This window comes from Oryzisolibacter propanilivorax, assembly GCF_900103645.1.
In the GTDB taxonomy this organism is placed as follows: Bacteria; Pseudomonadota; Gammaproteobacteria; order Burkholderiales; family Burkholderiaceae_C; genus Melaminivora; species Melaminivora propanilivorax.
On the sequence record NZ_FNHP01000003.1, the window covers coordinates 109,403 to 134,886 of the forward strand.

Consider the following 25,484-nt stretch of genomic DNA (forward strand, 5'->3'; position numbering starts at 1 on the left):
CCAAAGGGCTGGAGCCTCTTTTCATTCAAATTTCCTGTGCCAGGGCCCAGGCCACGTGCTCGCGCACCAGGGCGCTGGCGTCGCCGGCGCGCGTGGCCAGCGCGGCGCGCAGGGCCTGGACCTCGCCGGCCTCGCGCGCGCCGCGCAGCGCGTTGCCCAGCGCCACGGCGATGTTGCGCAGCCAGCGCTCGTGGCCGATGCGGCGGATCGGCCCGCCCTCGGTCATGCGCAGGAACGTGGCCTCGTCCCAGGCGAACAGCTCGACCAGCTGCGCGCCCACCAGGCCGCGGCGCGGGTCGAAGTCGGGCAGGCTGCTGGCCTGGGCGTACTTGTTCCAGGGGCACACCAGCTGGCAGTCGTCGCAGCCGTAGATGCGGTTGCCCAGCAGCGGGCGCAGCTCCAGCGGAATCGGCCCGCCGTGCTCGATGGTCAGGTAGGAGATGCAGCGGCGCGCGTCGATGCGGTGGGGCGCGATGATGGCCTGCGTCGGGCAGATGTCGATGCAGGCCTGGCAGCTGCCGCAGTGCGCGGTGACGGGCTCGGTGACTTCCAGCGGCATGTCGACGTAGATCTCGCCCAGGAAGAACATCGAGCCGGCCTCGCGCGACAGCACCAGGGTGTGCTTGCCGCGCCAGCCCTGGCCGCTGCGGCTGGCCAGCTCGGCCTCCAGTACCGGCGCCGAGTCGGTGAACACGCGGTGACCGAACGGGCCCACGGCCTCGGCGATGCGCTCGCTCAGCTTCTGCAGGCGCGCGCGCAGCACCTTGTGGTAGTCGCGGCCGCGGGCATAGACCGAGACGATGGCCTCGCCGGGCCGCTGCAGGCGCTGCCACTCGACGGCCTGCCAGCCGGGTGGCGTATCCCGCGGCAGGTAGTCCATGCGCGCGGTGATGACGCTCACCGTGCCGGGCACGAGTTCCGCCGGGCGCGCGCGCTTCGTGCCGTGCGCGGCCATATAGTGCATCTCGCCATGGAACCCTTGGGCCAGCCACTGCATCAGACCGGCCTCGGCGCTGGACAGGTCGACGCCGGCCACGCCGATTTGGGAAAATCCCAGTTCGCGTGCCCACCGCCTGACCTGAGGAACGAGTTGACTGCTGCCGATCACCATCCAGCCGAAATTGTAGGAAGCCCGCAGCAGCCCCCGCTGCTGACGCGGTCGCTGACCTGGAACAGCGAGGACGACACCCAGCGCTTCGCGGCGGCGCTGGCACGCCAGCCGGCGCTGCGCGACTCGTTCTTCATCACGCTGCACGGCGACCTGGGCGCGGGCAAGACCACGCTGGTGCGCCACCTGCTGCGCGCGCTGGGCGTGGCCGGGCGCATCAAGAGCCCGACCTACGCAGTGGTCGAGCCGCACCAGGCGCCCGGCCTGGACATCTGGCATTTCGACTTCTACCGCTTCAGCGATCCGCGCGAGTGGGAGGACGCGGGCTTTCGCGACATCTTCGCCAGCCCGGGACTGAAGCTGGCCGAATGGCCGCAGCAGGCCGGCCGCGCCCTGCCCGCGCCCGACCTTGCCATCTGGCTGCATGCCGACGATGATGCACGCCGGCAGGTGCGGCTCGCCGCCCACACGCCCCGCGGACGCGACACGCTGCAGCACCTGGCGCCCTGCCTGCCCGACACGCCATGAGCCACGCCACTCCCTCTTCCTCTACCTCTTCCCCCCTGCTCCAGCCGGCTGCCAGCCGCCGCGCCGTGCTGCGCGCCGGCAGCATCGTGCTGCTGCTGGGCGCGCAGCAGATCGCGCGCGGCGCCAGCATCGTGGCGGTGCGGGTGTGGCCGGCGCAAGACTATTCGCGCGTGACCATCGAGTCCGACCGCAAGCTGGTCGCGCGCCAGTTCTTCGTCGCCACGCCGCCGCGCCTGGCGGTGGACATCGAGGGCATCGAGCTCGACCCGTCGCTGCGCGAGCTGGTGGCCAAGGTGCAGCCCGACGACCCGAACATCGCCGGCATCCGCGTCGGCCAGAACGCGCCGAACGTGGTGCGGCTGGTGGTGGACCTGAAGCAAGCCGCGCTGCCGCAGGTCTTCTCGCTGGCGCCGGTGGCCGCCTACCGGCACCGGCTGGTGTTCGACCTGTACCCGGAAAAGGCGGTGGACCCGCTGGAGACGCTGATCGCCGACCGCCTGGGCAGCACGCCGCCGGCGGCTACCGCGCCGGGCGTGGCCCCGCCGATGCCGGTGGCGCAGACGCCGCTGGCGACCGACCCGCTGGCCGAACTCATCGCGCGCCAGAGCGCGCGTGGCGAGCCGCCGCCCCAGGGCATGCCGCTGCCCCTGCCGGCGCCGCCGGTGGCGGTCGCCGCCGCCCCTGGGGCGCCTGCCGCGGTCTCGCCGCAGGCGCCTTCCACTATCACTCCCGCCAAACGCCGTCCTGGCGCGGCCGCCGTGGCACGCGCCACCGACCGGATGATCATCGTCGCCCTGGACCCCGGGCACGGCGGCGAGGACCCCGGCGCCATCGGCCCCAGCGGCACACGCGAGAAGGACGTGGTGCTGAAGGTGGCGCACCTGCTGCGCGACCGCATCAACGCCACCACCATCGGCGGCAACCCCATGCGGGCATTCCTGACGCGCGACGACGACTATTTCGTGCCGCTGGCCACGCGCGTGCAGAAAGCGCGGCGCGTGCAGGCCGACCTGTTCGTGTCCATCCATGCCGATGCCTTCACCAACCCGGCGGCGCGCGGCGCCAGCGTGTTCGCGCTGAGCGAGAGCGGCGCCTCCAGCTCGGCCGCGCGCTGGCTAGCGAACAAGGAAAACCAGGCCGACCTGATCGGCGGCGTGAACGTCGCGGCGCAGGACCGGCACGTGCAGCGCGTGCTGCTGGACATGAGCACCACCGCGCAGATCAACGACAGCCTGAAGCTGGGCAGCGTGCTGCTGGGCGAGATCGGCGGCATGGCTAGGCTGCACAAGCCGCGCGTCGAGCAGGCCGGCTTTGCCGTGCTCAAGGCGCCGGACATCCCCAGTGTGCTGGTGGAGACGGCCTTTATCAGCAACCCCGAGGAAGAAGCGCGGCTGCGCTCGGTCGTCTATCAGGAGCAGTTGGCCGACGCGCTGATGCGCGGCATCACCCGATACTTCGCCAAGAATCCGCCGCTGGCACGCAACCGCACCGTGTGACGCGGGCCCTGCCGGCGGCTTCACCAGGAGACGCACCATGGCCCTGCCCCACGCCCACTCCTCCGAGGTCGTCAGCGTCCGCCCGCTGGGCGCGCTGCTGGCGCAGACCCAGTCCCACGCCATCATCAAGGCCCAGCAGCTGGAGGTCATTCGCGTGGTGCTGCGTGCGGGCGAACCCATGCGCCAGCACGATACCCCGGGCGAGATCACCGTGCAGTGCCTAGAGGGCGAGGTCGAGTTCCAGGTCGGCGGCGCCACGCACCGGCTGCGCGATGGGGATTTCCTGCACCTGCGCGCCCGCGCTCCGCATGCACTGCTGGCCGTGAACGATGCCTCGCTGCTGGTGACGATCTGCCTGCAGCCGGGCTGACGACAGGCGCGCCCTGCAACGCTCCTACAGCACCCCACAGGGCGTGCCTACAACATTGGCGTGACACGCGGGCATAGTGAAGACACCTAGCCGGGAGCAGAAATCCCTGCCTCGGCATGCAGGCCGCCAGGCCGTTTCTTCACAAGGAGCCCATCATGAACTATCGCCATCTTCTGTGTGCCGCCGCCAGCGCCGCTGCGCTGGGGCTGGTCGGCTGCTCAAGCAACCCCACCAACGCCCAGGTCGGCACCGGCGTCGGCGCCGTGGCAGGTGGCCTGGTGGGCAGTGCCGTGGGTGGCACTGCCGCAACCGTGATCGGCGCCGGCGCAGGCGCACTGGTCGGCCATGAGGTGGGCGAGGACCGCGACCGCCGCCAGGGCCGGCGTTGACCGCCCAGCACTGATTGCTCAGTGAAAACCGCTGAAGGCCCTTGCAATGCAAGGGCCTTCAGCTATTTAAACAGTAGCAGACGACTGCTTGCGCTCGGCGCGCCAGGCACCAAAGATGGCCAGCAGGCCGGGCACCAGGATCATGGCCCAGATGATCTTGTCCAGGTGCCGCTGCACCCAGGCCAGGTTGCCGAAGAAGTAGCCGGCGGTGCAGATGCCCAGCACCCACAGCACGGCGCCAGCCACGTTGTAGGCGGTGAAGGCGCTGCGGCGCATGTCGGCCACGCCGGCCACGAACGGGGCGAAGGTGCGGATGAAGGGCATGAAGCGCGCCAGCACGATGGTGATGCCGCCATAGCGCTCATAGAACGCATGTGCCTGGTCGAAGGCGCGGCGGTTGAACCAGCGCGAGTTCTCCCACTGGAACACCTTCGGCCCCAGGTGCCGCCCGATCAGGTAGTTGCACTGGTCGCCCAGGATGGCCGCCGCCAGCAGCAACGCGCAGGCCAGCGGAAAGTGCATCAGCCCGGCGCCGCTGAGCGCACCCACGACGAACAGCAGCGAATCCCCCGGCAGGAACGGCATGACCACTATCCCCGTCTCGACGAAGACGATGACGAACAGCAGGGCATAGACCCAGGGGCCGTAGTGCAGCACGAAAGCTTCGAGGTGCTTGTCCACGTGCAGGATGAAATCGATTAGGAACGACAGGGCTTCCACAAATACCTCGGACGGACACGGCGCGGCGCACCGGCGTGGCACGCATCGAAGCGCCGTACTGTAGCGCCGTGAACGCGCAGGGCCGACGGGCAACGCTGCATAGAATGATCCGGGTGCCATCTTCCGCCAACCCGACCCTTCCCGCTGCCGCCCGCCCCATCCGCGAACTGCCTGACGAACTGATCAGCCAGATCGCCGCGGGCGAGGTGGTCGAGCGCCCCGCCTCCGCCGTGCGCGAGCTGCTGGACAACGCCCTGGACGCCGGCGCGCGCCAGATCACCGTGCGCCTGCTGGCTGGCGGCGTGCGGTTGCTGAGCGTCGAGGACGACGGCGCCGGCATCGCCCAGGACCAGCTGGCGCTGGCGCTGCGGCGTCACGCCACCAGCAAGATCGCCAGCCTGGACGAGCTGGAGTCGGTGCTGACCATGGGCTTTCGCGGCGAGGCGCTGGCGGCCATCGCCTCGGTGTCCGAGCTCAGCCTGCTGTCACGCCCCGCCGGCCAAGCCAGCGCCTTCCTGCTGGACGCGCGCAGCGGCGAATTGCGCCCGGCGGCGCGCAGCCCGGGCACCACGGTCGAGATCAAGGAGCTGTTTTTCGCCACCCCGGCGCGGCGCAAGTTCCTGAAAAGCGACGCCACCGAGCTGGCGCATTGCGTGCAAGCCGTGCGCCGCCATGCGCTGGTGCGGCCGGACGTGGGATTCGCCCTCTGGCACGAGGGCCGCCTGGTCGAGCAGTGGCGCCCTACCTGGAGCGGCCCGGCCGCCGGCACGCACGATGCCGCCTGGCGCGAGGCCCTGGGGCAGCGTCTGGCCGACGTGCTGGGCGAGGACTTCGTGCTCCAGGCCGTGCCGGTGCATCGGCGTGTGGGCAGCGTGGTCGTCACCGGCTGGGCGGGCCTGCCCGACGCCGCGCGCAGCCGCGCCGACCAGCAGTACTGCTACGTGAACGGCCGCTTCGTGCGCGACCGGGTGCTGGCGCATGCCACGCGCAGCGCCTACGAGGACCTGCTGCACGGCCAGCGCCAGCCGGTATATGCGCTGTACCTGGAGCTGGACCCGCAACGCGTGGACGTGAACGTGCACCCGACCAAGATCGAGGTGCGCTTTCGCGACAGCCGCGAGGTGCACCAGGCAGTGCGCCATGCGCTGGACGATGCGCTGGCTGCCCCGCGCGCGCAGGCGCTGGCCGAGCCTGACGCGGCCACGCCCCGGCCGGGATCGGCCTCCAGCCTTCCTGTTTTTGAAGAAAAACACGCTCCAGCCCTTTATTTACAAAGGCAGTCAGCTATCAATTTTGCAGCCCCACAGCCAGGCCATCGAGTGGCGGATCTGGCGGCCCTGTGGGGTGCGCCCAGCGCACAGGCAGAGCCCGCACCAGGTCCGGCTCCCACGTCTGGCACGCCGCCCGGGCCCGCGCAGGACGATGCCGCCGTCTGGCCCCTGGGCCGCGCTCTGGCGCAGGTGCATGGCGTGTACATCCTGGCGGAGAACGCCCACGGCCTGGTGCTGGTGGACATGCACGCGGCGCACGAGCGCATCGTCTACGAGCGCCTGAAATCCCAGGCCGACCAGGGCGAGCGCGTGGCCAGCCAGCCGCTGCTGATTCCCGCCACCTTCGCCGCCACGCCGCTGGAGGTGGCCACGGCCGAGGGCTGCACCGACGCGCTGGCCGCCCTGGGGCTGGAGGTCACGCCGTTTTCCGCGCGCACGCTGGCGGTGCGCGCCGTGCCACTGGCGCTGGCGCAGGGCAACGCGGTGGAGCTGGCGCGCAGCGTGCTGGCCGAGCTGGCCGCGCACGACGCCAGCAGCGTGCTGCAGCGCGCCCGCAACGAGATCCTGGCGACCATGGCCTGCCATGGCGCGGTGCGCGCGCACCGCCGCCTGACGCTGGAGGAGATGAACGCGCTGCTGCGGCAGATGGAGGTCACCGAGCGCTCGGACCAGTGCAACCACGGCCGGCCGACCTGGCGCCAGCTGTCCATGAAGGAGCTGGACGCGCTGTTCCTGCGCGGCCGCTGATCCACCGCGTCGCACGCCGGCATCCGAACTATGCCGGGCCCGATGGCAGGCATTGCCATGCGCGGGAGCCGGCATGCAGGTACGGGCGCACCACAATGAGGCAAAAAAGCTGCAGGAAAGTGCGAATTTTGGTGCGCGCCAAGTCAACCATGCATGACACCATGTCGTTTTGGCATAATCATGCGCTGCACCATCCCAGGGTTGCGCTCTTTCCCCTCCTTTCGCAGAAAGTCTCCTAGTCTTATGAAGCACCAGTCCGTGGGCCAGTTTCTCGAGTACGTCGCCCAGCGCAACCCCGGTCAGCCCGAATTCCTGCAAGCCGTCACCGAGGTGATGGAAAGCCTGTGGCCCTTCATCGAGAAGCACCCGCGCTACGCCGATCACGGCCTGCTGGAGCGCCTGGTCGAGCCCGAGCGCGTCATCAGCTTCCGCGTCAGCTGGTTCGACGACCACGGCCAGGTGCACGTCAACCGCGGCTACCGTATCCAGCACAGCATGGCCATCGGCCCGTACAAGGGCGGCCTGCGCTTCCACCCGTCGGTGACGCTGTCGGTGCTGAAATTCCTGGCTTTCGAGCAGACGTTCAAGAACGCGCTGACCACGCTGCCCATGGGCGGCGGCAAGGGTGGCTCGGACTTCGACCCCAAGGGCAAGAGCCCGACGGAAGTCATGCGCTTTTGCCAGGCCTTCGTTACCGAGCTGTTCCGCCATGTCGGCCCCGACACCGACGTGCCGGCCGGTGACATTGGCGTGGGCGGACGCGAGGTCGGCTTCATGGCCGGCATGTACAAGAAGCTGGCCAACACGGCGGCGGGCGTCTTCACCGGCAAGGGCCTGGCGTTCGGCGGCTCGCTGATCCGCCCGGAGGCCACCGGCTACGGCACGGTGTACTTCGCCGAGGAGATGCTCAAGACCCGCGGACGCTCGTTCGACGGCCTGCGCGTGTCGGTGTCCGGCTCGGGCAACGTGGCGCAGTACGCGGTCGAGAAGGCCATGCAGCAGGGTGCCAAGGTCATCACCGTGTCGGATTCCAGCGGCACCATCATCGACGAAGAAGGCTTCACCCCCGAGAAGCTGGCCATCCTGATGGACGTGAAGAACCACCACTATGGCCGCGTGAGCGACTATGCCGAGCGCACCGGTGTGCGCTTCGAGGCTGGCGTGCGCCCGTGGCACGTGCCGGTGGACGTGGCCCTGCCCTGCGCCACGCAGAACGAGCTGGACGAAAGCGATGCCCGCACCCTGATCGCCAACGGCGTGCTGTGCGTGGCCGAGGGCGCCAACATGCCCTCGACCAACGAGGCGGCCAAGGTGTTCGAGCAGGCCGGCGTGCTGTATGCGCCCGGCAAGGCCAGCAATGCCGGCGGCGTGGCCACCTCGGGCCTGGAGATGAGCCAGAACTCGGCCCGCCTGAGCTGGACACGCGACGAGGTCGACGCCCGCCTGCTGGGCATCATGCGCGGCATCCACGGCGCCTGCCTGGAGCATGGCCGGCGCGACGATGGCCGCGTGAGCTACATCGACGGCGCCAACATCGCCGGCTTCGCTAAGGTGGCCGACGCCATGCTGGCGCAGGGCGTGGTCTGATTCTGGCGTGACCGGTGCGGGGCCGGCCAAGGCTGTCTCCGCACCTTTTCACTTCCCTGCTCATGGCCGCCGGCCCGCCCTCGTGGCGTGCTGGCGGCCGTGGTGTTTCCGGTGTGCCGAGATGGTCAACCCGCCAGGGTCAGCATATGGCGCCAGGGCAGGCTGTCGTCCAGCGGGTCGTAGTGCGCGACCAGCACGATGCGCTCGGTCCAGGGCGATGCGTCGGCCAGCCGCTGCAGCGCCGCGCACAGGTAGCGAACGGCGCCGCGGTCCAGCGCCGCCACTGGCTCATCGATGAGCGTCAGCGCGGCGCCACTGGCCAGCGCCGCCGCGAGCAGCACCTTGCGCTGGCTGCCGGTGGACAGCTGGTGCATGTCCTTGTCTAGATGCGGGGCCAACGCGAAACCGTCGACGTGCCGCCGCCATTCGTCCTCGCGCCAACGCGGCTGCTGCCCTGCCAGCGCGGCAGTCCAGGCGCGCGGTGTCAACGCTGCCGGCCAGGGCGCGCGCGGATCGCGCCAGAACACCTGTTGGCCCCAGCCAGCGCTGCCCCAGGCGGCGCCCGCCAGGGACAGCTGTCCGGCATCGGGCGACAACTCACCTGCCAGCAGGCGCAGCAGGCTGGTCTTGCCGGCGCCATCGCCGCCCAGCACCAGGCTCAGGCCCGCGGGAACGGTCAGCGTGCAGCGCTGCACAATCCAGCGCTCACCCACCTGCAGCGCCACGTTGCTCAGGCACAGCATGGGGCCCATGTCTTCTGTCCCTACTACGTCAACAAGAGAATCGTTCATGGCCCTGCATTTTCTGGATTTCGACTACAGCGAGGACGAGGAAGGCCTCGCCACCTGGGACGCCATGGCCAGCGTGACGGCCGAGCGCCTGGCGGATCTGCAATCGGAGATCGACGAGGTGCTGGCCTGGGCCTGCCAGGCTTTTGGCGACCGGATGGGGCCGCAGGAGGAAGGCGGCCTGTGGCAGTACGACCTGCAGTGCGAGCAGGAAGGACAGGCACTGACCGAGCTGCCTGCCGATCCGGCGACGGGCCGCGTGCGCTGGCCGGCCCGCCTGGAGCGTCAGGACCGCATCACGCTGAGTCTGTCGCTGAGCGGCGAACGCGCCTTCGCCGAAGCGTTCGCGGCGCGTTTCGGCGCACCCCATGAATCGTGACCACCCGGACGCGCGGACTGCCGCTGTCGGCGAGCGGCTACTGCAGCGGCTCCTTGACGGCCTCGGGCAGCAGCAGCGGCAACACGGTGATGCCTTCTTCCAGTAGCTGTGCGGCTTCCTGCGGCGTGGCCTGGCCGCGGATGCCGCGCTCCTCGGTCTCGCCATGGTGCATGCGCCGTGCCTCCGCGGCGAAGCGCGTGCCGACATCCTCGGTCTGCGCGACGACACGGCGCGCGAACAGCAACCATGCGGCCTGCAGCGCCCGCGCTGGCGCATCCAGCGGCATGCTCCCCTCCTGCGCATGAGGTGTGGCGGCAGTCGCAGGCTCATCCCCGGGGGCTGCGGGGCTGCGGGACTCGCCGGCAGCTTCTGCGCTTCGCAAATTCAGCCGCGGCGCGCTCAATACCTTGCGCACACCCGCGTCGCCGCACAGCGGGCACTGCACCAAGCCGCGCACGAGTTGATCCTGGAAGTCGGCTTCGCTGGCGAACCAGCCTTCGAATCCATGGTCATGGGTGCAGCGCAGGTCGAGCACCTTCATGCCGTGCCTCGTCCGCCTCAGGCGTCCTCGTCCTCTTCGGCCACCCGCGTGCCCTTGCGGCGCACCAGGTAGCGATAAACGAAGCCGGGAAAGGCCAGGGTGATGAAGAGCGCCGCAGTGACGGCGTAGAACTCCCAGCCTTGGGGGGCGATCTGGCCGGCACGCTTTTCGATCAGCAGTGCCAGCGCTCCCACCAGGAAGTACAGCAGGATCAGCTCCAGCAGCCGCACGCCGAAGGGCTTGGCACTGCGGGCGACCGGGCCCACGACGAGCCAGCGATCGTTAAGAAATGGCAGGTTGGCGGCAGCGAAGGCCGCCAGGATCACCAGCCAGATGGCCGCGTTCTGGGTCATGGGGCTGATTACCGGATGGCGCTGCCCAGGCTCAGGTCGCCAGGGCGCGCACGATGGCGTCGGCGCACAGCGCCATCAGCCCGCCGGGCAGCACGCCCAGCACCAGCACCAGGGCGCCATTGAAGGTCAGCACCACGCGCACCTGCAGCGGCGCGGTGACGCGCGTGGCCGTGAGCGGCTGGTCGAAGTACATCACCTTGACCACGCGCAGGTAGTAGAAGGCGCCGATCAGCGACATCATCACCGCGAACACCGCCAGCGCGATGTGCAGGCCTTCGCCCGAAGCCACCAGGGCCTGCAGCACCGACAGCTTGGCGTAGAACCCCACCAGCGGCGGAATGCCGGCCAGCGAGAACATGCACACCGCCATCACGCCGGCATACAGCGGGCTGCGCTGGTTCAGGCCGGCGAAGTCGGCGATCTCCTCGCTCTCGAAGCCCTCGCGCGCCAGCAGCAGGATCACGCCCATGGTCGCCAGGAAGGTCAGCACGTAGGTCACGATGTAGAACATCGCCGAGCTGTAGGCGTTCTCGACGGCGGCGGCGTCCACGTTGCCGTGCACCACGCCCGACATCAGGCCGAGCATGACGAAACCCATCTGGCCGATGGTCGAGTAGGCCAGCATGCGCTTCAGGTTGGTCTGCACGATACCGGCCAGGTTGCCCACCAGCAGCGAGCCGATGGCCAGCACCGCCAGCATCTGTTGCCAGTCGATGGCCAGGGGCAGCAGGCCGTCCACCAGCAGGCGGATGATGATGGCGAAGGCCGCCAGCTCGGGCGCTGTGCCCAGGAACACCGTGACCACCGACGGCGCGCCCTGGTACACGTCCGGCACCCACATGTGGAACGGCACGGCGCCCAGCTTGAATGCCAGCCCGGCGACGATGAACACCAGGCCGAAGACCAGCACCTGGTGGCGGATCTGCCCGGCGTTGATGGCCTTGAAGACCTGGCCGATGTCCAGCGAGCCGGTGGCGCCGTAGATCATGGACATGCCGTACAGCAGGAAGCCGCTGGCCATGGCGCCGAGCACGAAGTACTTCATGGCCGCCTCGGTCGACTGCGCGTGATCACGACGCAGCGCCACCAGGGCGTAGCTGGACAGGGTCAGCAGCTCCAGGCCCAGGTACAGCACCAGGAAGTTGTTGCCCGAGATCATCACGAACATGCCCAGCAGCGCCAGCATGCTCAGCGTGAACAGCTCGCCGCCGCGCAGCATGTCGCGGTCGGCGGCGTACGGGCGGCCATAGACCAGGGTGACCAGCACGGCCAAGGTGGAGAAGCACTTGAGCCAGTTGCCCATGGCGTCGCTGACCACCATGTTGCCCCAGCCGTAGAAGGTGTTGCCGCTACTGGCGTAGAACGCCTGCAGCACGGCCACCACGGCCAGGGTCAGCAAGGTCAGCACGTAAGTGGCGGTGCGCTGGGGGCTTTTCACGCCCAGGTCCACCAGGGCGATCACGCAGGCCATGACCAGCAGCACGAGCTCGGGGTAGATCGCCAGCCAGCTGATGTTGTCAATCATCGGTAGTCTCTCGGTTCAGTCTGGTCAGGGAAGCTTGGGTTTCGCCACGTGCTGCAGCAACTGGGCGACGGACGGGTCCATCGCGTCGGTGAAGGGCTTGGGATACAGGCCCATGTACAGCACGGCAATGGCCAGCAGCGACAGCACCAGGAATTCGCGGGCATTGATGTCGCGCAGCTGGCGCACGTTGTCGTTGGTCACCGCGCCCAAGTACACGCGCTTGTACATCCACAGCGAGTAGCTGGCGCCCAGGATCAGCGCCACAGCCGCGCCCAGGCCCACCCAGAAGTTGAACTGCACGCCGGCGATGATGACCATCCACTCGCCCACGAAGCCGGCCGTGCCCGGCAGACCGCAGTTGGCCATGAAGAACAGCAACGCGAAGGCAGCGAACTTGGGCATGGTGTTGACGACGCCGCCATAGGCCGCGATCTCGCGCGAATGCACGCGGTCGTACAGCACGCCGATGCACAGGAACATGGCGCCGGAGACAAAGCCGTGGGCGATCATCTGCGCCAGGCCGCCCGATACCCCCATGGGGTTGAAGACGAAGAAGCCCAGCGTCACGAAGCCCATGTGCGCCACGGACGAATAGGCCACCAGCTTCTTCATGTCCTTCTGCACGATGGCCACCAGGCCGACGTAGATCACCGCCACCAGCGACAGGGTGATCATCAGCCAGGCCCATTCATGCGCTGCGTCCGGCGCGATCGGCATGGAGAAGCGCAGGAAGCCGTAAGCACCCAGCTTCAGCATGATGGCCGCCAGCACTGCCGAACCGCCCGTGGGGGCCTCGACGTGCACGTCGGGCAGCCAGGTGTGCACCGGCCACATCGGCACCTTCACCGCGAAGGCCGCGAACAGCGCGAAGAACAGCAGCGTCTGCGCCTGCGCCGTCAGCGGCAGGGTGTGCCAAGTCAGGATGTCGAAGCTGCCGCCGGCCTGGTTGTACAGGTAGATGAAGGCCACCAGCGTGAGCAGGGAACCCATCAGCGTGTACAGGAAGAACTTGAAGGCGGCGTAGATGCGGTTCGGGCCGCCCCAGATGCCGATGATCAGGTACATCGGGATCAGCGTGGCCTCGAAGAACACGTAGAACAGCATGCCGTCCAGCGCGGCGAACACGCCGATCATCAAACCCGACAGGATCAGGAACGCGCCCATGTACTGGTTCACGCGCTCGGTGATCGACTGCCACGACGAGATCACCACGATCACCGTGATGAACGCCGTCAGGGGCACGAACCACAGCGAGATGCCGTCCAGCCCCAGGTGGTAGAAGATGTTGAAGCGCTCGATCCAGACCGCCTTCTCGACGAACTGCATGGCGGCGCTCGTCGTGTCGAACTGGCTCATGAGCGGCAGCGTCACCACCAGCCCGATCAGCGAACCGACCAAGGCAATCCAGCGCACCGCCTGCGCCTGGCTCTCGCGTCCCAGCAGCAACATCAGGGTGCCAAAGGCGATCGGCACCCAGATGGCAAGACTCAACAGTCCCATTTTTCTTCTTCTCCCCGTCTTACTTGTTGAGCCACACGAAGTAGGTCATGAGGGCAAAGATGCCCAGCAGCATGTACAGCGCGTAGTGGTAGAGGTAGCCGGACTGCAGCAGGCGCAGCACACCGCCTAGGCGCGCCATCAGCTTCCACGAGCCGTTGACCACCGCGCCGTCGATCAGCGCCTGGTCGCCGCCCTTCCAGAAGGCGATGCCCAGACCGCGTGCGCCGCGCGCAACGATGTTCTCGTTGATCCAGTCCAGGTAGTACTTGTTGTCCAGCAGGGTGTACACCGGCTGGAAGGCGCGCTTGATGGCCGCCGGTAGCGCCGGGTTGATCATGTACATGTAGTAGGACAGCGCCACGCCAGCCACTGCCAGCCAGAACGGCAGCGTCATCAGGCCATGCACGGCCATGGCCATCGGGCCGTGGAAGGCCTCGGCGATGGCCGCCATGGCCGGGTGACGCGCGGCGTCGACGAAGATCACGTCCTTGAAGAAGTCGCCGAACAGCATCGGCTGAATCGCCATGAAGCCCACGATCACCGAGGGGATGGCCAGCAGGATCAGCGGCAGCGTCACCACCCAGGGCGATTCGTGCGGATGATGCGCATCATGGCCGTGTCCATGACCGTGGTCGTCGTGGTGCGCATCCGGGTTCTGGTCGTAGCGCTCCTTGCCGTGGAACACCAGGAAGTACATGCGGAACGAGTAGAACGCGGTCACGAACACGCCCGCCATGACGGCGAAGTGTGCGAAGCCGGCCGCCGGCAGGTTGCTGTGGTGCACCGCCTCGATGATGTTTTCCTTGGAGTAGAAGCCGGAGAACAGCGGCGTGCCGATCAGGGCCAGCGAGCCCAGCAGCGAGGTGATCCAGGTAATCGGCATGTACTTGCGCACGCCGCCCATCCAGCGGATGTCCTGGTTGTGGTGCATGCCGATGATGACCGAGCCGGCGCCGAGGAACAGCAGCGCCTTGAAGAATGCGTGCGTCATCAGGTGGAACACCGCCACCGAATAGGCCGATGCGCCCAGCGCCACCGTCATGTAGCCCAGCTGCGACAGCGTGGAGTACGCCACCACACGCTTGATGTCGTTCTGGATGATGCCCAGGAAGCCCATGAACAGCGCGGTGATGGCGCCGATCACCAGGATGAAGTTCAGCGCGGTGTCCGACAGCTCGAACAGCGGCGACATGCGCGAGACCATGAAGATGCCGGCCGTCACCATGGTGGCGGCGTGGATCAGCGCGGAGATCGGCGTCGGGCCTTCCATCGAGTCGGGCAGCCAGACGTGCAGCGGGAACTGGGCCGACTTGCCCATGGCGCCGATGAACAGGCAGATGCAGATCACGGTGATCAGCAGCCAGTCGGTGCCGGGGAAGCCGATGCCGGCCAGATCGCCGCGCTTGGCGAAAATCTCGGCGTAGTCGAACGTGCCGGCATAGGCCGCGATCAGTCCGATGCCGAGGATGAAGCCGAAGTCACCCACGCGGTTGACCAGGAAGGCCTTCATGTTGGCGAAGGTGGCCGAGGGCTTGTTGTACCAGAAGCCGATCAGCAGGTACGACACCAGGCCCACCGCCTCCCAGCCGAAGAAGAGCTGCAGCAGGTTGTTGCTCATGACCAGCATGAGCATCGAGAAGGTGAACAGCGAGATGTAGGAGAAGAAACGGTTGTAGCCCGGGTCTTCTTCCATGTAGCCGATGGTGTAGATGTGCACCATCAGCGACACGAAGGTCACCACGCACATCATCATCGCCGTCAGGCTGTCGATGAGGAAACCCACCTCCATCTTCAGGCCGCCGACGACCATCCAGGTGTAGATGGTCTCGTTCAGGCGGGCACCGTCCAGTGCCACGCTCTTGAGGGTGAGCGCCGACAGCACGAAGGCGATGAACACGCCCAGGATGGTCAGGGTGTGCGACACGCCGCGGCCGATGCGGTTGCCGCCGAAGGCCGTGCCGAAGATGCCCGCCAGCAGCGAGCCGGCCAGCGGCGCCAGCGGCACCGCCAGCAGGGTCGAAACGGAAAGGGTTTGACTCATTGTGGAGAACCTTGCAAGTGGCGGGAGCGCCTCAGCCCTTGAGGGTGTTGAGGTCTTCCGCGTCGATGCTCGAGCGGTTGCGGAACAGCAGCACCAGGATGGCCAGACCGATGGCCGCCTCGGCCGCGGCCACCGTCAGGATGAAGAACACGAACACCTGCCCGTGCATGTCGCCCAGGTAGCTGGAGAACGCCACGAAGTTCATGTTCACGGCCAGCAGCATCAGCTCAATGGCCATGAGCAGCACGATGAGGTTCTTGCGGTTCAGAAAGATGCCCACCACGGCCAGCGCGAACAGCAGCGCGCCCAGTGACAGGTAGTGGCCCAGGGTGGGGGTCATTGCTTGTTCTCCTCGACGGCCACTTCGGCCTGCGGCACCGGTCTGCGCGTGGGCGCCATGTTCACCATGACCATGCGGTCGCTGGCACGCACGCGGATCTGGTCGGCCGGGTCCAGCGCCTTGGAATCCTTGCGCTGGCGCAGGGTCAGGGCGATGGCGGCGATCATCGCCACCAGCAGGATCACGGCGGCGATCTCCACGGGCAGCAGGTACTGCGTGTACAGCAGCTGGCCCAAGGCCTGCGTGTTCGAGTACGGCAACGCCTGGCCGGCCGCATCGACCAGCTCGCCGGCGGCGCGCGGCTCGCCCGTGCCGCTGAAGCCGGTCATCAGCACCGCCGCCATCTCCAGCGCGATCAGCGCGCCGATCAGCGCGGCCAGCGGGAAGTGGCGCCAGAAACTGCGTTTCGCGGTCTCGATGCGGATATCCAGCATCATCACCACGAACAGGAACAGCACCATCACCGCGCCCAGGTACACCAGCACCAGCACAATGGCCAAGAACTCGGCCTTGAGCAGCAGCCACAGCCCGGAAGCCTGCGAGAACGCCAGGATCAGGTGCAGGACGGCGTGCACGGGGTTGCGCGCCGTGATCACCCGGACGGCCGCATACAGCAGCACGACCGAGAACAGGTAGAAGAAGCCGGTTTGGACGTCCATGAATCGGGTCTTTTCAAAGGTTCAGGGGCAACGGGAAGGTCGCCCGGGTCACCGGTACTTGGCGTCCGCGGCCTTGGCGGCGGCGATCTGCGGCTCGTAGCGGTCGCCGACGGCCAACAGCATGTCCTTGGTGTAGTACAGGTCGCCGCGCTTTTCGCCGTGGTACTCGAGGATCTGCGTCTCGACGATCGAGTCCACCGGGCAGCTCTCCTCGCAGAAACCGCAGAAGATGCACTTAGTCAGATCGATGTCGTAGCGCGTGGTGCGACGCGAGCCGTCAGCACGGATGTCGGACTCGATGGTGATAGCCAGCGCCGGGCACACCGCTTCGCACAGCTTGCAGGCGATGCAGCGTTCCTCGCCGTTGTCATAGCGGCGCAGCGCGTGCAGGCCACGGAAGCGCGGCGACAGCGGGGTCTTTTCTTCGGGGAACTGGACGGTGACCTTGCGCGCGAACGCATAGCGGCCCGTCAGGGCCATGCCCTTGGCCAGTTCCCAGAGCATGAAGCTCTTGAAGAAGTCCTTGATGGAGAAGGTGGAAGGAGCAGCAACAGCAGCCACGGGTGCCCCCTGTTAATTCCAGATGTTCCAGGGCGACAGCAACCAGCCGCCCACGAGGATCAGCCACACGAGGGTGACCGGGATGAAGATCTTCCAGCCCAGGCGCATGATCTGGTCATAGCGAAAGCGCGGGAAGGTGGCACGGATCCAGATGAAGCAGGACACGACCATGAAGGTCTTGATGCCGAGCCAGATCCAGCCAGGGATGAAGGCCAGGAACGAGAACGGAGGCAGCCAGCCGCCCAGGAACATGAGCACCGCCAGGATGGACACCAGCCACATCGCGGCGTACTCGGCCAGGAAGAAGATGGCGAAACCCATGCCCGAGTACTCGACCATATGGCCGGCGACGATCTCGGCCTCGCCCTCCACCACGTCGAATGGGTGGCGGTTGGTCTCGGCCACACCGGACACCAGGTAGACGATGAAGATGGGCAGCAGCGGCAGCCAGTTCCAGGACAGGAAGTTCAGGCCCATGCCGGCCATCATTCCGCGCTCCTGCACGGCGACGATCTGCGTCAGGTTCATGCTGCCCGAGACCATGATCACCACCAGGAAGCAAAAGCCCATGGCGATCTCGTAGCTGACCATCTGCGCCGAGGCGCGCAACGCGCCCAGGAAGGCGTACTTCGAGTTCGACGCCCAGCCGGCGATGATCACGCCGTAGACCTCGATGGAGGCGATGGCGATGACCAGCAGCAGGCCGGCGTTGATGTTGGCCAGCGCCATGTCCGGCCCGAACGGGATCACCACCCAGGCGGCCAGCGCCGGCATGATGGCCATGACCGGGCCCAGGTAAAACAGTCCCTTGGCCGCGGCCGTGGGCTGAATCAGCTCCTTGGTCAGTAGCTTGAGTGCGTCGGCGATCGGCTGCAGCAGGCCGAACGGGCCCACGCGGTTCGGGCCCATGCGCACCTGCATGAAGCCCAGGAACTTGCGCTCCCACAGCGTCAGGTAGGCCACGGCGCCCAGCAGCGGCAGCAGCACGGCGACGATCTTCAACAGGATCCACAGCACCGGCCAGGCAGCGCCGCTCCACCAGTCGGCTGCGACCAGGTTCTGGCCGCCGTTGTACAGCGTGTCGATCATGCGGTGGCTCCCTCGCCACGCGCAGCGCGCGCATCGGCGGTCAGTTGCAGCGACGGTGCACGGCGCACTAGGCTGTCGAGCTGGTAGATGCTGGCGACCACAGGCTCGTCCACCCCACCGGCTGCCACAGCCGCCGCCGGCACGCCGGTGCGATTGCTCAGGCGCTCCGCCGGCAGTTGCGCCAGCGCTCCGGCCGCCTGGCCGGTGGCGGCCGCGAGCACGTCCTGCGACGTCTCGTAGGCAACGCCCTCGATGCCCATCAGGTTGGCCAGCACGCGCAGCACCTTCCAGCCCGGACGGGTCTCGCCCAACGGACGGGCCGCGGCATGGAAGCTCTGCACCCGGCCTTCGGCGTTGACGAAGGTCCCGGAGGTCTCGGTGAACGGCGCGATCGGCAGCAGCACATCGCTGAATTCCATGTTCGCCTTGAACGGGCTGAGCGTGACCACCATGTCCACGCCCGCCAACGCCTGGGCGGCGGCGGCACCTGACGCAGAGTCGAGCACCGGCTCGGTGTTTAGCAGCAGCGCCGCCTTCAGGCCACCCTGCAGCATCTGGCCGGCATGCAGGCCCTGCTGCTGCGGCTGTGCGCCGACGAACTGCGCCCCCACGGTGTTGGCCGCCTCGGTCAGGTAGCCGACTTGTGCGCCGGTCTGCTCGCCCAGCCACTGGGCCAATGCCAGCAGTTGCGACGCCTGCGCATGGTGCGCCGCGCCATTGCCCAGCAGGATGGCCTTGCGCTCGCCGCCCAGCAGCAGGCTGGCGACGGCGCGGGCATCGTCATTGGCTTCTACACCCGCCACCGGCGCGGCCACGCCACGCTCGGCGGCGACGGCTGCAGCCACGCTGGCCAACTGGTCGGCCCAGCCGGATGCCGGCGCCAGCAGCGTGTGCGCCACCGGCATGGCCCAATCGTACGCTACCGAATTGATAGCTGCAACCGCAGCACCTGTGCGGACGGACTGGCGAATTCGCTGTGCAAACAGCGGATGGTCCTTGCGCAGGTTGGAGCCCACGACCAGCACCGACTGCAGGTTGCTCAGGGCGGCGATGGGCATGCCCAGCCAGCGCACGCCGTCGGCCGGCGTGAAGTCGGCATGGCGCAGGCGGTGGTCGATGTTGTCGCTGCCCAGGCCGCGCACCAGCCGACCGGCCAGGTACAGCTCTTCCAGCGTGCTGTGCGGGCTGACCAGCGCGCCGATGGCGTCGGCGCCGTGGTCTTTCTTGACGCACTGCAGGCCGTTGGCCACGTATTCCAGCGCGGTCTGCCAGTCCACTTCCTGCCACTGGCCGCCCTGCTTGAGCATGGGGCGTGTCAGGCGTTCCTCGCCGTTCAGCGCCTCGTACGAGAAGCGGTCACGGTCGGCCAGCCAGCACTCGTTGACCTCTTCGTTCTCGAAGGGCACGACACGCATCACGCGGTGGTTCTTCACCTGCACGATCAGGTTGGCGCCCGTGGAGTCGTGCGGGCTGACGGACTTGCGACGCGACAGCTCCCAGGTGCGGGCGCTGTAGCGGAACGGCTTGCTGGTCAGCGCGCCCACCGGGCACAGGTCGATGACGTTGCCCGACAGCTCGGAGTCAACGGTGTCGCCGACCACGGTGGTGATCTCCGCGTGCTCGCCGCGGTTGACCATGCCGAGCTCCATGATGCCGGCGATCTCCTGGCCGAAGCGCACGCAGCGGGTGCAATGGATGCAGCGCGTCATCTCCTCCATGGAAATCAGCGGGCCCACGTCCTTGTGCGGCACCACGCGCTTTTCCTCGCCGTAGCGCGAGCTGCTGGCGCCGTAGCCCACCGCCAAGTCCTGCAACTGGCACTCGCCGCCCTGGTCGCAGATCGGGCAATCCAGCGGGTGGTTGATGAGCAGGAACTCCATCACCGACTGCTGCGCCTTGATGGCCTTGTCGCTCTTGGTGCGCACGACCATGCCCTGCGTCACCGGGGTGGCGCAGGCCGGCAGCGCCTTGGGCGCCTTTTCCACTTCCACCAGGCACATGCGGCAGTTGGCGGCGATGGAGAGCTTCTTGTGGTAGCAAAAATGCGGAATGTAGGTGCCGGCCTTGTCGGCGGCATGCATGACCATGCTGCCCTCGGCGACCTCGACCTTCTTGCCGTCCAGTTCAATTTCAACCATATGCGTGTGGCCCCCTGTCAGGCGGCTGCGGCCTGCCGGGTGGCGGCCTCGATCTTGGCGACGAACTCGTGCCGGAAATGCTGGAGCATGGCGCGCACCGGCATGGCGGCGGCATCACCCAAGGCGCAGATGGTGCGGCCCATGATGTTGAAAGCCACCGAGTCGAGCAGCTCGATGTCCTCGGTGCGGCCCTGGCCGTGCTGGATGCGGTCGACCACGCGCCACAGCCAGCCGGTGCCCTCGCGGCACGGTGTGCACTGCCCGCAGGACTCGTGCATGTAGAAGTACGACAGGCGCAGCAGCGACTCGACCATGTCGCGCGAGTCGTCCATGACGATGACCGCGCCCGAGCCCAGCATCGAGCCGGCCTTGGCGATCGAGTCGTAGTCCAGCGTGCAGGCCATCATGATGTCGGCCGGCAGCACCGGCGACGACGAGCCGCCCGGAATCACCGCCTTGAGCTGGCGCCCCTTGCGCACCCCGCCCGCCAGTTCCAGCAGCTTGGGGAACGGAGTGCCCATGGGCACCTCGTAGTTGCCGGGCCGCTCGACGTCGCCCGAGACCGAGAAGATCTTGGTGCCGCCGTTGTTCGGCTTGCCGCACTCGAGATACGCCTGCCCGCCGTGGCGGATGATCCACGGCACCGCGGCGAAGGTCTCGGTGTTGTTGATGGTCGTCGGCTTGCCGTACAGGCCGAAGCTGGCCGGGAACGGCGGCTTGAAGCGCGGCTGGCCCTTCTTGCCCTCCAGCGACTCGAGCAGCGCGGTTTCCTCGCCGCAGATGTAGGCGCCGAAGCCGTGGTGCGCGTGCAGCTGGAAGCTGAAGGAGCTGCCCAGGATGTTGTCGCCCAGGTAACCGGCGGCGCGGGCTTCCTCCAGCGCGGCCTCGAAGCGCTCGTAGACCTGGAAGATCTCGCCGTGGATGTAGTTGTAGCCCAGGCTGATGCCCATGGCGTACGCCGCGATCGCCATCCCTTCGATGACGATGTGCGGGTTGTACATGAGGATGTCGCGGTCCTTGCAGGTGCCCGGCTCGCCCTCGTCCGAGTTGCACACCAGGTGCTTCTGGCCCGGGAACTGGCGCGGCATGAAGCTCCACTTCAGCCCGGTCGGAAAGCCCGCACCGCCGCGGCCGCGCAGGCCGGATTCCTTGACGGTGGCGATCACCTGGTCCTGCGTCAGGCCTTCTCCGCCATCCACGCCCAGGATCTTGCGCAGCGCGGCATAGCCGCCGCGCGCCTCGTAGTCCTTCAGGCCCCAGTTGCGGCCGTCCAGGCCGGCGTAGATCTGCGGCTCGATGTGGCGATCATGGAAGCAGGTCTCCACGCCCGTGGCCTGGAACTGCGCCAGGATGCTGTTGGCTGCGGCGTTGTTCATGCCCGACCCTCCGCGGCGCGCAGGCCGTCCACCAGCTGGTCCAGCTTGTCGTCTTCCATGAAGCTGCACATGTTGCGGTCGTTGACCAGCATCACCGGCGCGTCGGCGCAGGCGCCCAGACACTCGCATTGCTGCAGCGTGAACAGGCCATCGGGCGTGGTCTCGCCCATCTTGATGCCGAGCTTGGCCTCGAGATGATGCAGCGCGTCCTGGCCGCGGCGCAGCTGGCATGGCAGGTTGGTGCACACCGCCAGCTTGTACTTGCCCACCGGCTGCTGGTTGTACATGTTGTAGAACGTCGTGACCTCGCGCACGGCGATCTCGGGCATCTCCAGGTACTCGGCGATCTCCGCCTCGGCCGCCTGGGTGATGTGGCCCTGCTCCTGCTGCACGATGGCCAGGCAGGCCATGACGGCCGACTGCTTCTGCTCGGCCGGGTACTTCGCCACCTCGCGGGCGAAACGCTCTCGGGTTGCTTCGGTGATCATCGGTCGATCTCTCCAAACACGATATCCAGCGTGCCGATGATGGCCACGGCATCGGCCAGCATATGCCCGCGCGCCAGCTCGTCGAGCGTGGCCAGGTGCGCGAAGCCGGGGGCGCGGATCTTCAGGCGGTAGGGCTTGTTGGCACCGTCGCTGATCATGTAGATGCCGAACTCCCCCTTGGGATGCTCGACGGCGGCATAGGCCTCGCCCTCGGGCACGCGGAAGCCCTCGGTGAAAAGCTTGAAGTGGTGGATCAGGTCCTCCATGCCGCTCTTCATGTTCTCGCGCGGCGGCGGGGCGATCTTGTGGTTGTCCACGATCACCGGGCCGGGGTTGGCGCGCAGCCACTGCACGCACTGCTGGATGATGCGGTTGGACTGGCGCATCTCGGCCACGCGCACCAGGTAGCGGTCGTAGCTGTCGCCCGTCACGCCCACCGGGATGTCGAAGTCCATGCGGTCATAGACCTCGTAGGGCTGCGTCTTGCGCAGGTCCCAGGCGATGCCCGAGCCGCGCAGCATCGGGCCGGTCATGCCCAGGTTCAGGGCGCGCTCGGGCGCGACCACGCCGATGCCCACGGTGCGCTGCTTCCAGATGCGGTTGTCGGTCAGCAGCGTCTCGTACTCGTCCACGCACTTCGGGAAGCGCTGCGTGAAGTCCTCGATGAAGTCCAGCAGCGAGCCCTGGCGGTTGCGGTTGCGCTCGGCGATGGCGCGCGCGTTGCGCACCTTGCTGGCTTGGTACTGCGGCATGCTGTCGGGCAGGTCGCGGTACACGCCGCCCGGACGGAAGTAGGCTGCGTGCATGCGAGCGCCCGAGACCGCCTCGTACATGTCGAACAGGTCCTCGCGCTCGCGGAACGTGTAGACCAGGATGGTCGAGCTGCCGCAGTCGTTGCCGTGCGAGCCCAGCCACATCAGGTGGTTCATGATGCGCGTGATCTCGGAGAACATCACGCGGATGTACTGCGCGCGCAGCGGCACCTCGATGCCCAGCATCTTCTCGATGGCCAGGCAGTAGGCATGCTCGTTGCACATCATCGACACGTAGTCCAGCCGGTCCATGTAGGGCAGCGACTGGATGTAGGTCTTGTGCTCGGCGAGCTTTTCGGTGGCGCGGTGCAGCAGGCCGATATGCGGGTCTGCGCGCTGCACGACCTCGCCGTCGAGCTCCAGCACCAGGCGCAGCACGCCGTGCGCGGCCGGGTGCTGCGGACCGAAGTTCAGGGAGTAGTTCTTGATTTCAGCCATGGGTGGGTCACCTGGGCGCGGCGGCGCTTTTAGTGCAGGCCTCCGTAGTTGTCCTCGCGGATGATGCGCGGGGTGACTTCGCGTGGCTCGATGGTCACGGGCTCGTAGACCACGCGGCGCAGCTCGGTGTCGTAGCGCATCTCGACGTGGCCCGACAGCGGGAAGTCCTTGCGGAACGGGTGACCGATGAAGCCGTAGTCGGTCAGAATGCGGCGCAGGTCGTCGTGGCCTTCGAAGACGATGCCGAACAGGTCGAACGCCTCGCGCTCGAACCAGTTGGCCGCGTTCCACAGGCCGTTGACCGAGGCGATGACGGGAAAGTCGTCGTCCAGGCAGAACACCTTGACGCGCACGCGCTGGTTCAGCGATACCGACAGCAGGTGTGTGACCACGGCGTAGCGCGCGCCTTCCACCCCCACGTTGCCGTAGGCGGAATAGTCCACGCCGCACAGGTCGATCAGTTGCTCGAAGCGGCAGCCCGGCGCATCGCGCAGGGTCTGCATGGCGGCCAGGTACTCGGCGGCGGACACCACGGCCGTCACCTCGCCCAGAGCCACGGTGACGGAGCGCGCACGCTCGCCCAGCGCCGCGGCGACGGTGTCGCGCAGCTGCTCGGGCGTGGCGGGAATGGCCGGCAGCGCGGCGGAAGAAGGAGGAATGCTCATCGTGGGGCCTCGCTCACGCACGCGCGATGGTGTTGGTGCGGCGGATCTTCTGCTGCAGCTGGATGATCCCGTAGATCAGCGCCTCGGCCGTGGGCGGGCAGCCCGGCACGTAGACGTCCACCGGCACGATGCGGTCGCAGCCGCGCACCACCGAATAGCTGTAGTGGTAGTAGCCGCCGCCGTTGGCGCACGAACCCATGGAGATGACCCAGCGCGGCTCGGCCATCTGGTCGTACACCTTGCGCAGCGCCGGCGCCATCTTGTTGCACAGCGTGCCGGCGACGATCATCAGGTCGGACTGGCGCGGGCTGGCGCGGAACACCTCGGCGCCGAAACGGCCGATGTCGTAGCGCGCCGCGGCAGCGTGCATCATCTCGACCGCGCAGCAAGCCAGGCCGAAGGTCATCGGCCACAGCGATCCGGTCTTGGCCCAGTTCACCACCGAGTCGTAGCTCGTGGTGATGAAGCCTTCCTTCATCACACCTTCAATCATCGTGGTATTCCTTGTGCGGCGGCGTGGCCGCTCATTCCCAGTTCAGCGCGCCCTTTTTCCACTCGTAGGCAAAGCCCACGACCAGGATGGCCAGGAAGATCAGCACGGCAACGAACCCGGTCATGCCGACTTCCTGCAGGCTCACGGCCCACGGAAACAGGAAGGCGATCTCCAGGTCGAACAGGATGAACAGGATGGCCACGAGGTAGTAGCGCACGTCGAACTTCATGCGCGCATCCTCGAAAGCCTCGAATCCGCATTCATACGGGGAATTCTTGGCGGCGTCCGGACGATTCGGACCCAGGACATAGCCCAGCAGCAGGGGCACGACGCCAATGGCGGCTCCCACCAGAATGAACAGGAGGACCGGGAGATACTGATCGAGATTCATGTGGGACCTGCTCAGCGTTGAAAAGCCGCCCTGCCCTGGTCGCTTCGCGACACCGGACGGGCGGCCTTTACGTGATTGGTGCCGTCGGCGAGACTCGAACTCGCACAGCTTTCGCCACTACCCCCTCAAGATAGCGTGTCTACCAATTTCACCACGACGGCTGTCTTGTTATTGCGTCTGTCTAAGCCATTCGGCGTACGCCGGACGGATATCCAGACAGACCGCGATTCTAACCCGGAAAAACCCTGTCACAGGTCGGGCACTGGTTATTTACCCGAGCCTTGCGCCAAGTCATTTCGTCGGGATTTGCGCGGCGCCCTGCGCCGGCTCGGCAGCCGGTGCAGGCACGTCGGCCGGCGCCTCGGACTGCGGCGCAGTCAGCGCTGGCGCGGCAGGCACGGCCGCTGCCGGGGCCTCCAGCACGCTGCCGACGCTGGGCGCACGCTGGTTGCCCAGGTAGGCCAGCGCCAGCGTCGCCAGGAAGAACACCGTGGCCAGCACCGCCGTGGTGCGCGACAGGAAGTTGGCGCTGCCACTGGCGCCGAACAGGCTGCCCGAGCTGCCGCCGCCGAAGGCCGCGCCCATGTCGGCGCCCTTGCCATGCTGGATGAGGATCAGGCCGATCATGGCCAGGGCGGCGAGCATCTGCACCGCCAGAATCACGTTCACCAATGCACTCATGTGTCTTCAA

Annotated in this window: 27 protein-coding genes and 1 tRNA gene; 7 read left to right on the forward strand and 21 right to left on the reverse strand. The window is 67.4% G+C overall.

Annotation, left to right across the window (positions count from 1 at the left end; genetic code table 11):
• Positions 1-25 precede the first annotated feature (25 nt).
• Positions 26-1,108, reverse strand: coding sequence for a tRNA epoxyqueuosine(34) reductase QueG (queG, locus tag BLQ61_RS06005; protein ID WP_091567824.1), 1,083 nt, complete (start codon positions 1,106-1,108; stop codon positions 26-28).
• Between queG and tsaE the strand changes: the two genes are divergently transcribed.
• The 4 genes from tsaE to BLQ61_RS06025 all read left to right on the forward strand — a co-directional run bounded on the left by tsaE (position 1,091) and on the right by BLQ61_RS06025 (position 3,891).
• A complete protein-coding gene (tsaE, locus tag BLQ61_RS06010) occupies positions 1,091-1,636 on the forward strand; it encodes a tRNA (adenosine(37)-N6)-threonylcarbamoyltransferase complex ATPase subunit type 1 TsaE (RefSeq protein WP_091567827.1) in 546 nt (181 codons plus the stop codon). The genes queG and tsaE overlap by 18 nt on opposite strands.
• Positions 1,633-3,132, forward strand: coding sequence for an N-acetylmuramoyl-L-alanine amidase (locus tag BLQ61_RS06015; RefSeq protein WP_091567830.1), 1,500 nt, complete (start codon positions 1,633-1,635; stop codon positions 3,130-3,132). The genes tsaE and BLQ61_RS06015 overlap by 4 nt, the downstream gene beginning before the upstream one ends.
• Positions 3,133-3,169: 37 nt before the next feature.
• Positions 3,170-3,502, forward strand: a complete 333-nt coding sequence (locus tag BLQ61_RS06020; RefSeq protein WP_091567833.1) for a cupin domain-containing protein — start codon at positions 3,170-3,172, stop codon at positions 3,500-3,502.
• A gap of 155 nt (positions 3,503-3,657) precedes the next feature.
• Positions 3,658-3,891 (forward strand): glycine zipper domain-containing protein, encoded by a 234-nt coding sequence (locus BLQ61_RS06025; RefSeq protein ID WP_091568594.1) that lies wholly within the window; start codon positions 3,658-3,660, stop codon positions 3,889-3,891.
• Positions 3,892-3,957: 66 nt separating this feature from the next.
• Here the strand turns inward: BLQ61_RS06025 and BLQ61_RS06030 are convergent, their stop codons facing one another.
• Positions 3,958-4,611: a DedA family protein gene (locus BLQ61_RS06030; protein ID WP_091567836.1), complete on the reverse strand. Its 654-nt coding sequence runs from the start codon at positions 4,609-4,611 to the stop codon at positions 3,958-3,960.
• 104 nt (positions 4,612-4,715) lie between these two features.
• Between BLQ61_RS06030 and mutL the strand changes: the two genes are divergently transcribed.
• Positions 4,716-6,629 (forward strand): DNA mismatch repair endonuclease MutL, encoded by a 1,914-nt coding sequence (gene mutL, locus BLQ61_RS06035; protein ID WP_091567839.1) that lies wholly within the window; start codon positions 4,716-4,718, stop codon positions 6,627-6,629.
• A 243-nt stretch (positions 6,630-6,872) separates the two neighbouring features.
• Positions 6,873-8,216 (forward strand): NADP-specific glutamate dehydrogenase, encoded by a 1,344-nt coding sequence (gene gdhA, locus BLQ61_RS06040; protein ID WP_091567842.1) that lies wholly within the window; start codon positions 6,873-6,875, stop codon positions 8,214-8,216.
• 125 nt (positions 8,217-8,341) lie between these two features.
• Here the strand turns inward: gdhA and BLQ61_RS06045 are convergent, their stop codons facing one another.
• On the reverse strand, positions 8,342-9,007 hold the full coding sequence (locus BLQ61_RS06045) for an ABC transporter ATP-binding protein (protein WP_091567844.1): 666 nt from the start codon (positions 9,005-9,007) through the stop codon (positions 8,342-8,344).
• On the opposite strand from BLQ61_RS06045, the gene BLQ61_RS06050 reads away from it, so the two are divergent.
• Positions 9,006-9,383, forward strand: a complete 378-nt coding sequence (locus BLQ61_RS06050) for a hypothetical protein (RefSeq protein ID WP_091567847.1) — start codon at positions 9,006-9,008, stop codon at positions 9,381-9,383. The two genes, BLQ61_RS06045 and BLQ61_RS06050, sit on opposite strands and share 2 nt — an antisense overlap.
• 37 nt (positions 9,384-9,420) lie before the next feature.
• Here BLQ61_RS06050 and BLQ61_RS06055 read toward each other — a convergent pair whose 3' ends face one another.
• The 18 genes from BLQ61_RS06055 to secG all read right to left on the reverse strand — a co-directional run bounded on the left by BLQ61_RS06055 (position 9,421) and on the right by secG (position 25,474).
• A complete protein-coding gene (locus BLQ61_RS06055; protein WP_091567850.1) occupies positions 9,421-9,924 on the reverse strand; it encodes a DUF1178 family protein in 504 nt (167 codons plus the stop codon).
• 17 nt (positions 9,925-9,941) lie between these two features.
• Positions 9,942-10,277, reverse strand: coding sequence for a DUF2818 family protein (locus tag BLQ61_RS06060; RefSeq protein WP_091567852.1), 336 nt, complete (start codon positions 10,275-10,277; stop codon positions 9,942-9,944).
• Positions 10,278-10,308: 31 nt separating this feature from the next.
• Complete coding sequence (gene nuoN, locus BLQ61_RS06065) at positions 10,309-11,802, reverse strand: NADH-quinone oxidoreductase subunit NuoN (protein ID WP_091567855.1); 1,494 nt, start codon at positions 11,800-11,802, stop codon at positions 10,309-10,311.
• Positions 11,803-11,826: 24 nt separating this feature from the next.
• Positions 11,827-13,302, reverse strand: coding sequence for an NADH-quinone oxidoreductase subunit M (locus BLQ61_RS06070; RefSeq protein WP_091567856.1), 1,476 nt, complete (start codon positions 13,300-13,302; stop codon positions 11,827-11,829).
• A gap of 19 nt (positions 13,303-13,321) precedes the next feature.
• Complete coding sequence (gene nuoL, locus BLQ61_RS06075) at positions 13,322-15,343, reverse strand: NADH-quinone oxidoreductase subunit L (protein ID WP_091567859.1); 2,022 nt, start codon at positions 15,341-15,343, stop codon at positions 13,322-13,324.
• Between the two features lie 31 nt (positions 15,344-15,374).
• Positions 15,375-15,683 (reverse strand): NADH-quinone oxidoreductase subunit NuoK, encoded by a 309-nt coding sequence (gene nuoK, locus BLQ61_RS06080; protein WP_091567862.1) that lies wholly within the window; start codon positions 15,681-15,683, stop codon positions 15,375-15,377.
• Positions 15,680-16,342: an NADH-quinone oxidoreductase subunit J gene (locus tag BLQ61_RS06085; protein ID WP_091567864.1), complete on the reverse strand. Its 663-nt coding sequence runs from the start codon at positions 16,340-16,342 to the stop codon at positions 15,680-15,682. The genes nuoK and BLQ61_RS06085 overlap by 4 nt, the downstream gene beginning before the upstream one ends.
• A gap of 48 nt (positions 16,343-16,390) precedes the next feature.
• Positions 16,391-16,903, reverse strand: coding sequence for an NADH-quinone oxidoreductase subunit NuoI (gene nuoI, locus BLQ61_RS06090; protein ID WP_091567867.1), 513 nt, complete (start codon positions 16,901-16,903; stop codon positions 16,391-16,393).
• Positions 16,904-16,915: 12 nt separating this feature from the next.
• Positions 16,916-17,992 (reverse strand): NADH-quinone oxidoreductase subunit NuoH, encoded by a 1,077-nt coding sequence (nuoH, locus tag BLQ61_RS06095; protein ID WP_091567870.1) that lies wholly within the window; start codon positions 17,990-17,992, stop codon positions 16,916-16,918.
• Positions 17,989-20,130 (reverse strand): NADH-quinone oxidoreductase subunit NuoG, encoded by a 2,142-nt coding sequence (gene nuoG, locus BLQ61_RS06100; protein WP_091567872.1) that lies wholly within the window; start codon positions 20,128-20,130, stop codon positions 17,989-17,991. Before nuoG ends, nuoH begins: the two co-directional genes overlap by 4 nt.
• 17 nt (positions 20,131-20,147) lie before the next feature.
• Positions 20,148-21,506 (reverse strand): NADH-quinone oxidoreductase subunit NuoF, encoded by a 1,359-nt coding sequence (gene nuoF, locus BLQ61_RS06105; RefSeq protein WP_091567875.1) that lies wholly within the window; start codon positions 21,504-21,506, stop codon positions 20,148-20,150.
• Complete coding sequence (gene nuoE, locus BLQ61_RS06110; RefSeq protein ID WP_091567877.1) at positions 21,503-21,994, reverse strand: NADH-quinone oxidoreductase subunit NuoE; 492 nt, start codon at positions 21,992-21,994, stop codon at positions 21,503-21,505. The genes nuoF and nuoE overlap by 4 nt, the downstream gene beginning before the upstream one ends.
• Positions 21,991-23,244 (reverse strand): NADH-quinone oxidoreductase subunit D, encoded by a 1,254-nt coding sequence (locus BLQ61_RS06115; protein WP_091567879.1) that lies wholly within the window; start codon positions 23,242-23,244, stop codon positions 21,991-21,993. The genes nuoE and BLQ61_RS06115 overlap by 4 nt, the downstream gene beginning before the upstream one ends.
• A gap of 29 nt (positions 23,245-23,273) precedes the next feature.
• Positions 23,274-23,909 (reverse strand): NADH-quinone oxidoreductase subunit C, encoded by a 636-nt coding sequence (locus BLQ61_RS06120; RefSeq protein WP_091567882.1) that lies wholly within the window; start codon positions 23,907-23,909, stop codon positions 23,274-23,276.
• A 13-nt stretch (positions 23,910-23,922) separates the two neighbouring features.
• On the reverse strand, positions 23,923-24,402 hold the full coding sequence (locus BLQ61_RS06125; protein ID WP_091567884.1) for a NuoB/complex I 20 kDa subunit family protein: 480 nt from the start codon (positions 24,400-24,402) through the stop codon (positions 23,923-23,925).
• 31 nt (positions 24,403-24,433) lie between these two features.
• A complete protein-coding gene (locus BLQ61_RS06130; protein ID WP_091567887.1) occupies positions 24,434-24,793 on the reverse strand; it encodes an NADH-quinone oxidoreductase subunit A in 360 nt (119 codons plus the stop codon).
• Positions 24,794-24,869: 76 nt separating this feature from the next.
• Positions 24,870-24,954, reverse strand: a tRNA-Leu gene (locus BLQ61_RS06135).
• A 130-nt stretch (positions 24,955-25,084) separates the two neighbouring features.
• On the reverse strand, positions 25,085-25,474 hold the full coding sequence (gene secG, locus BLQ61_RS06140) for a preprotein translocase subunit SecG (protein WP_091567890.1): 390 nt from the start codon (positions 25,472-25,474) through the stop codon (positions 25,085-25,087).
• Between the last annotated feature and the right edge of the window lie 10 nt (positions 25,475-25,484).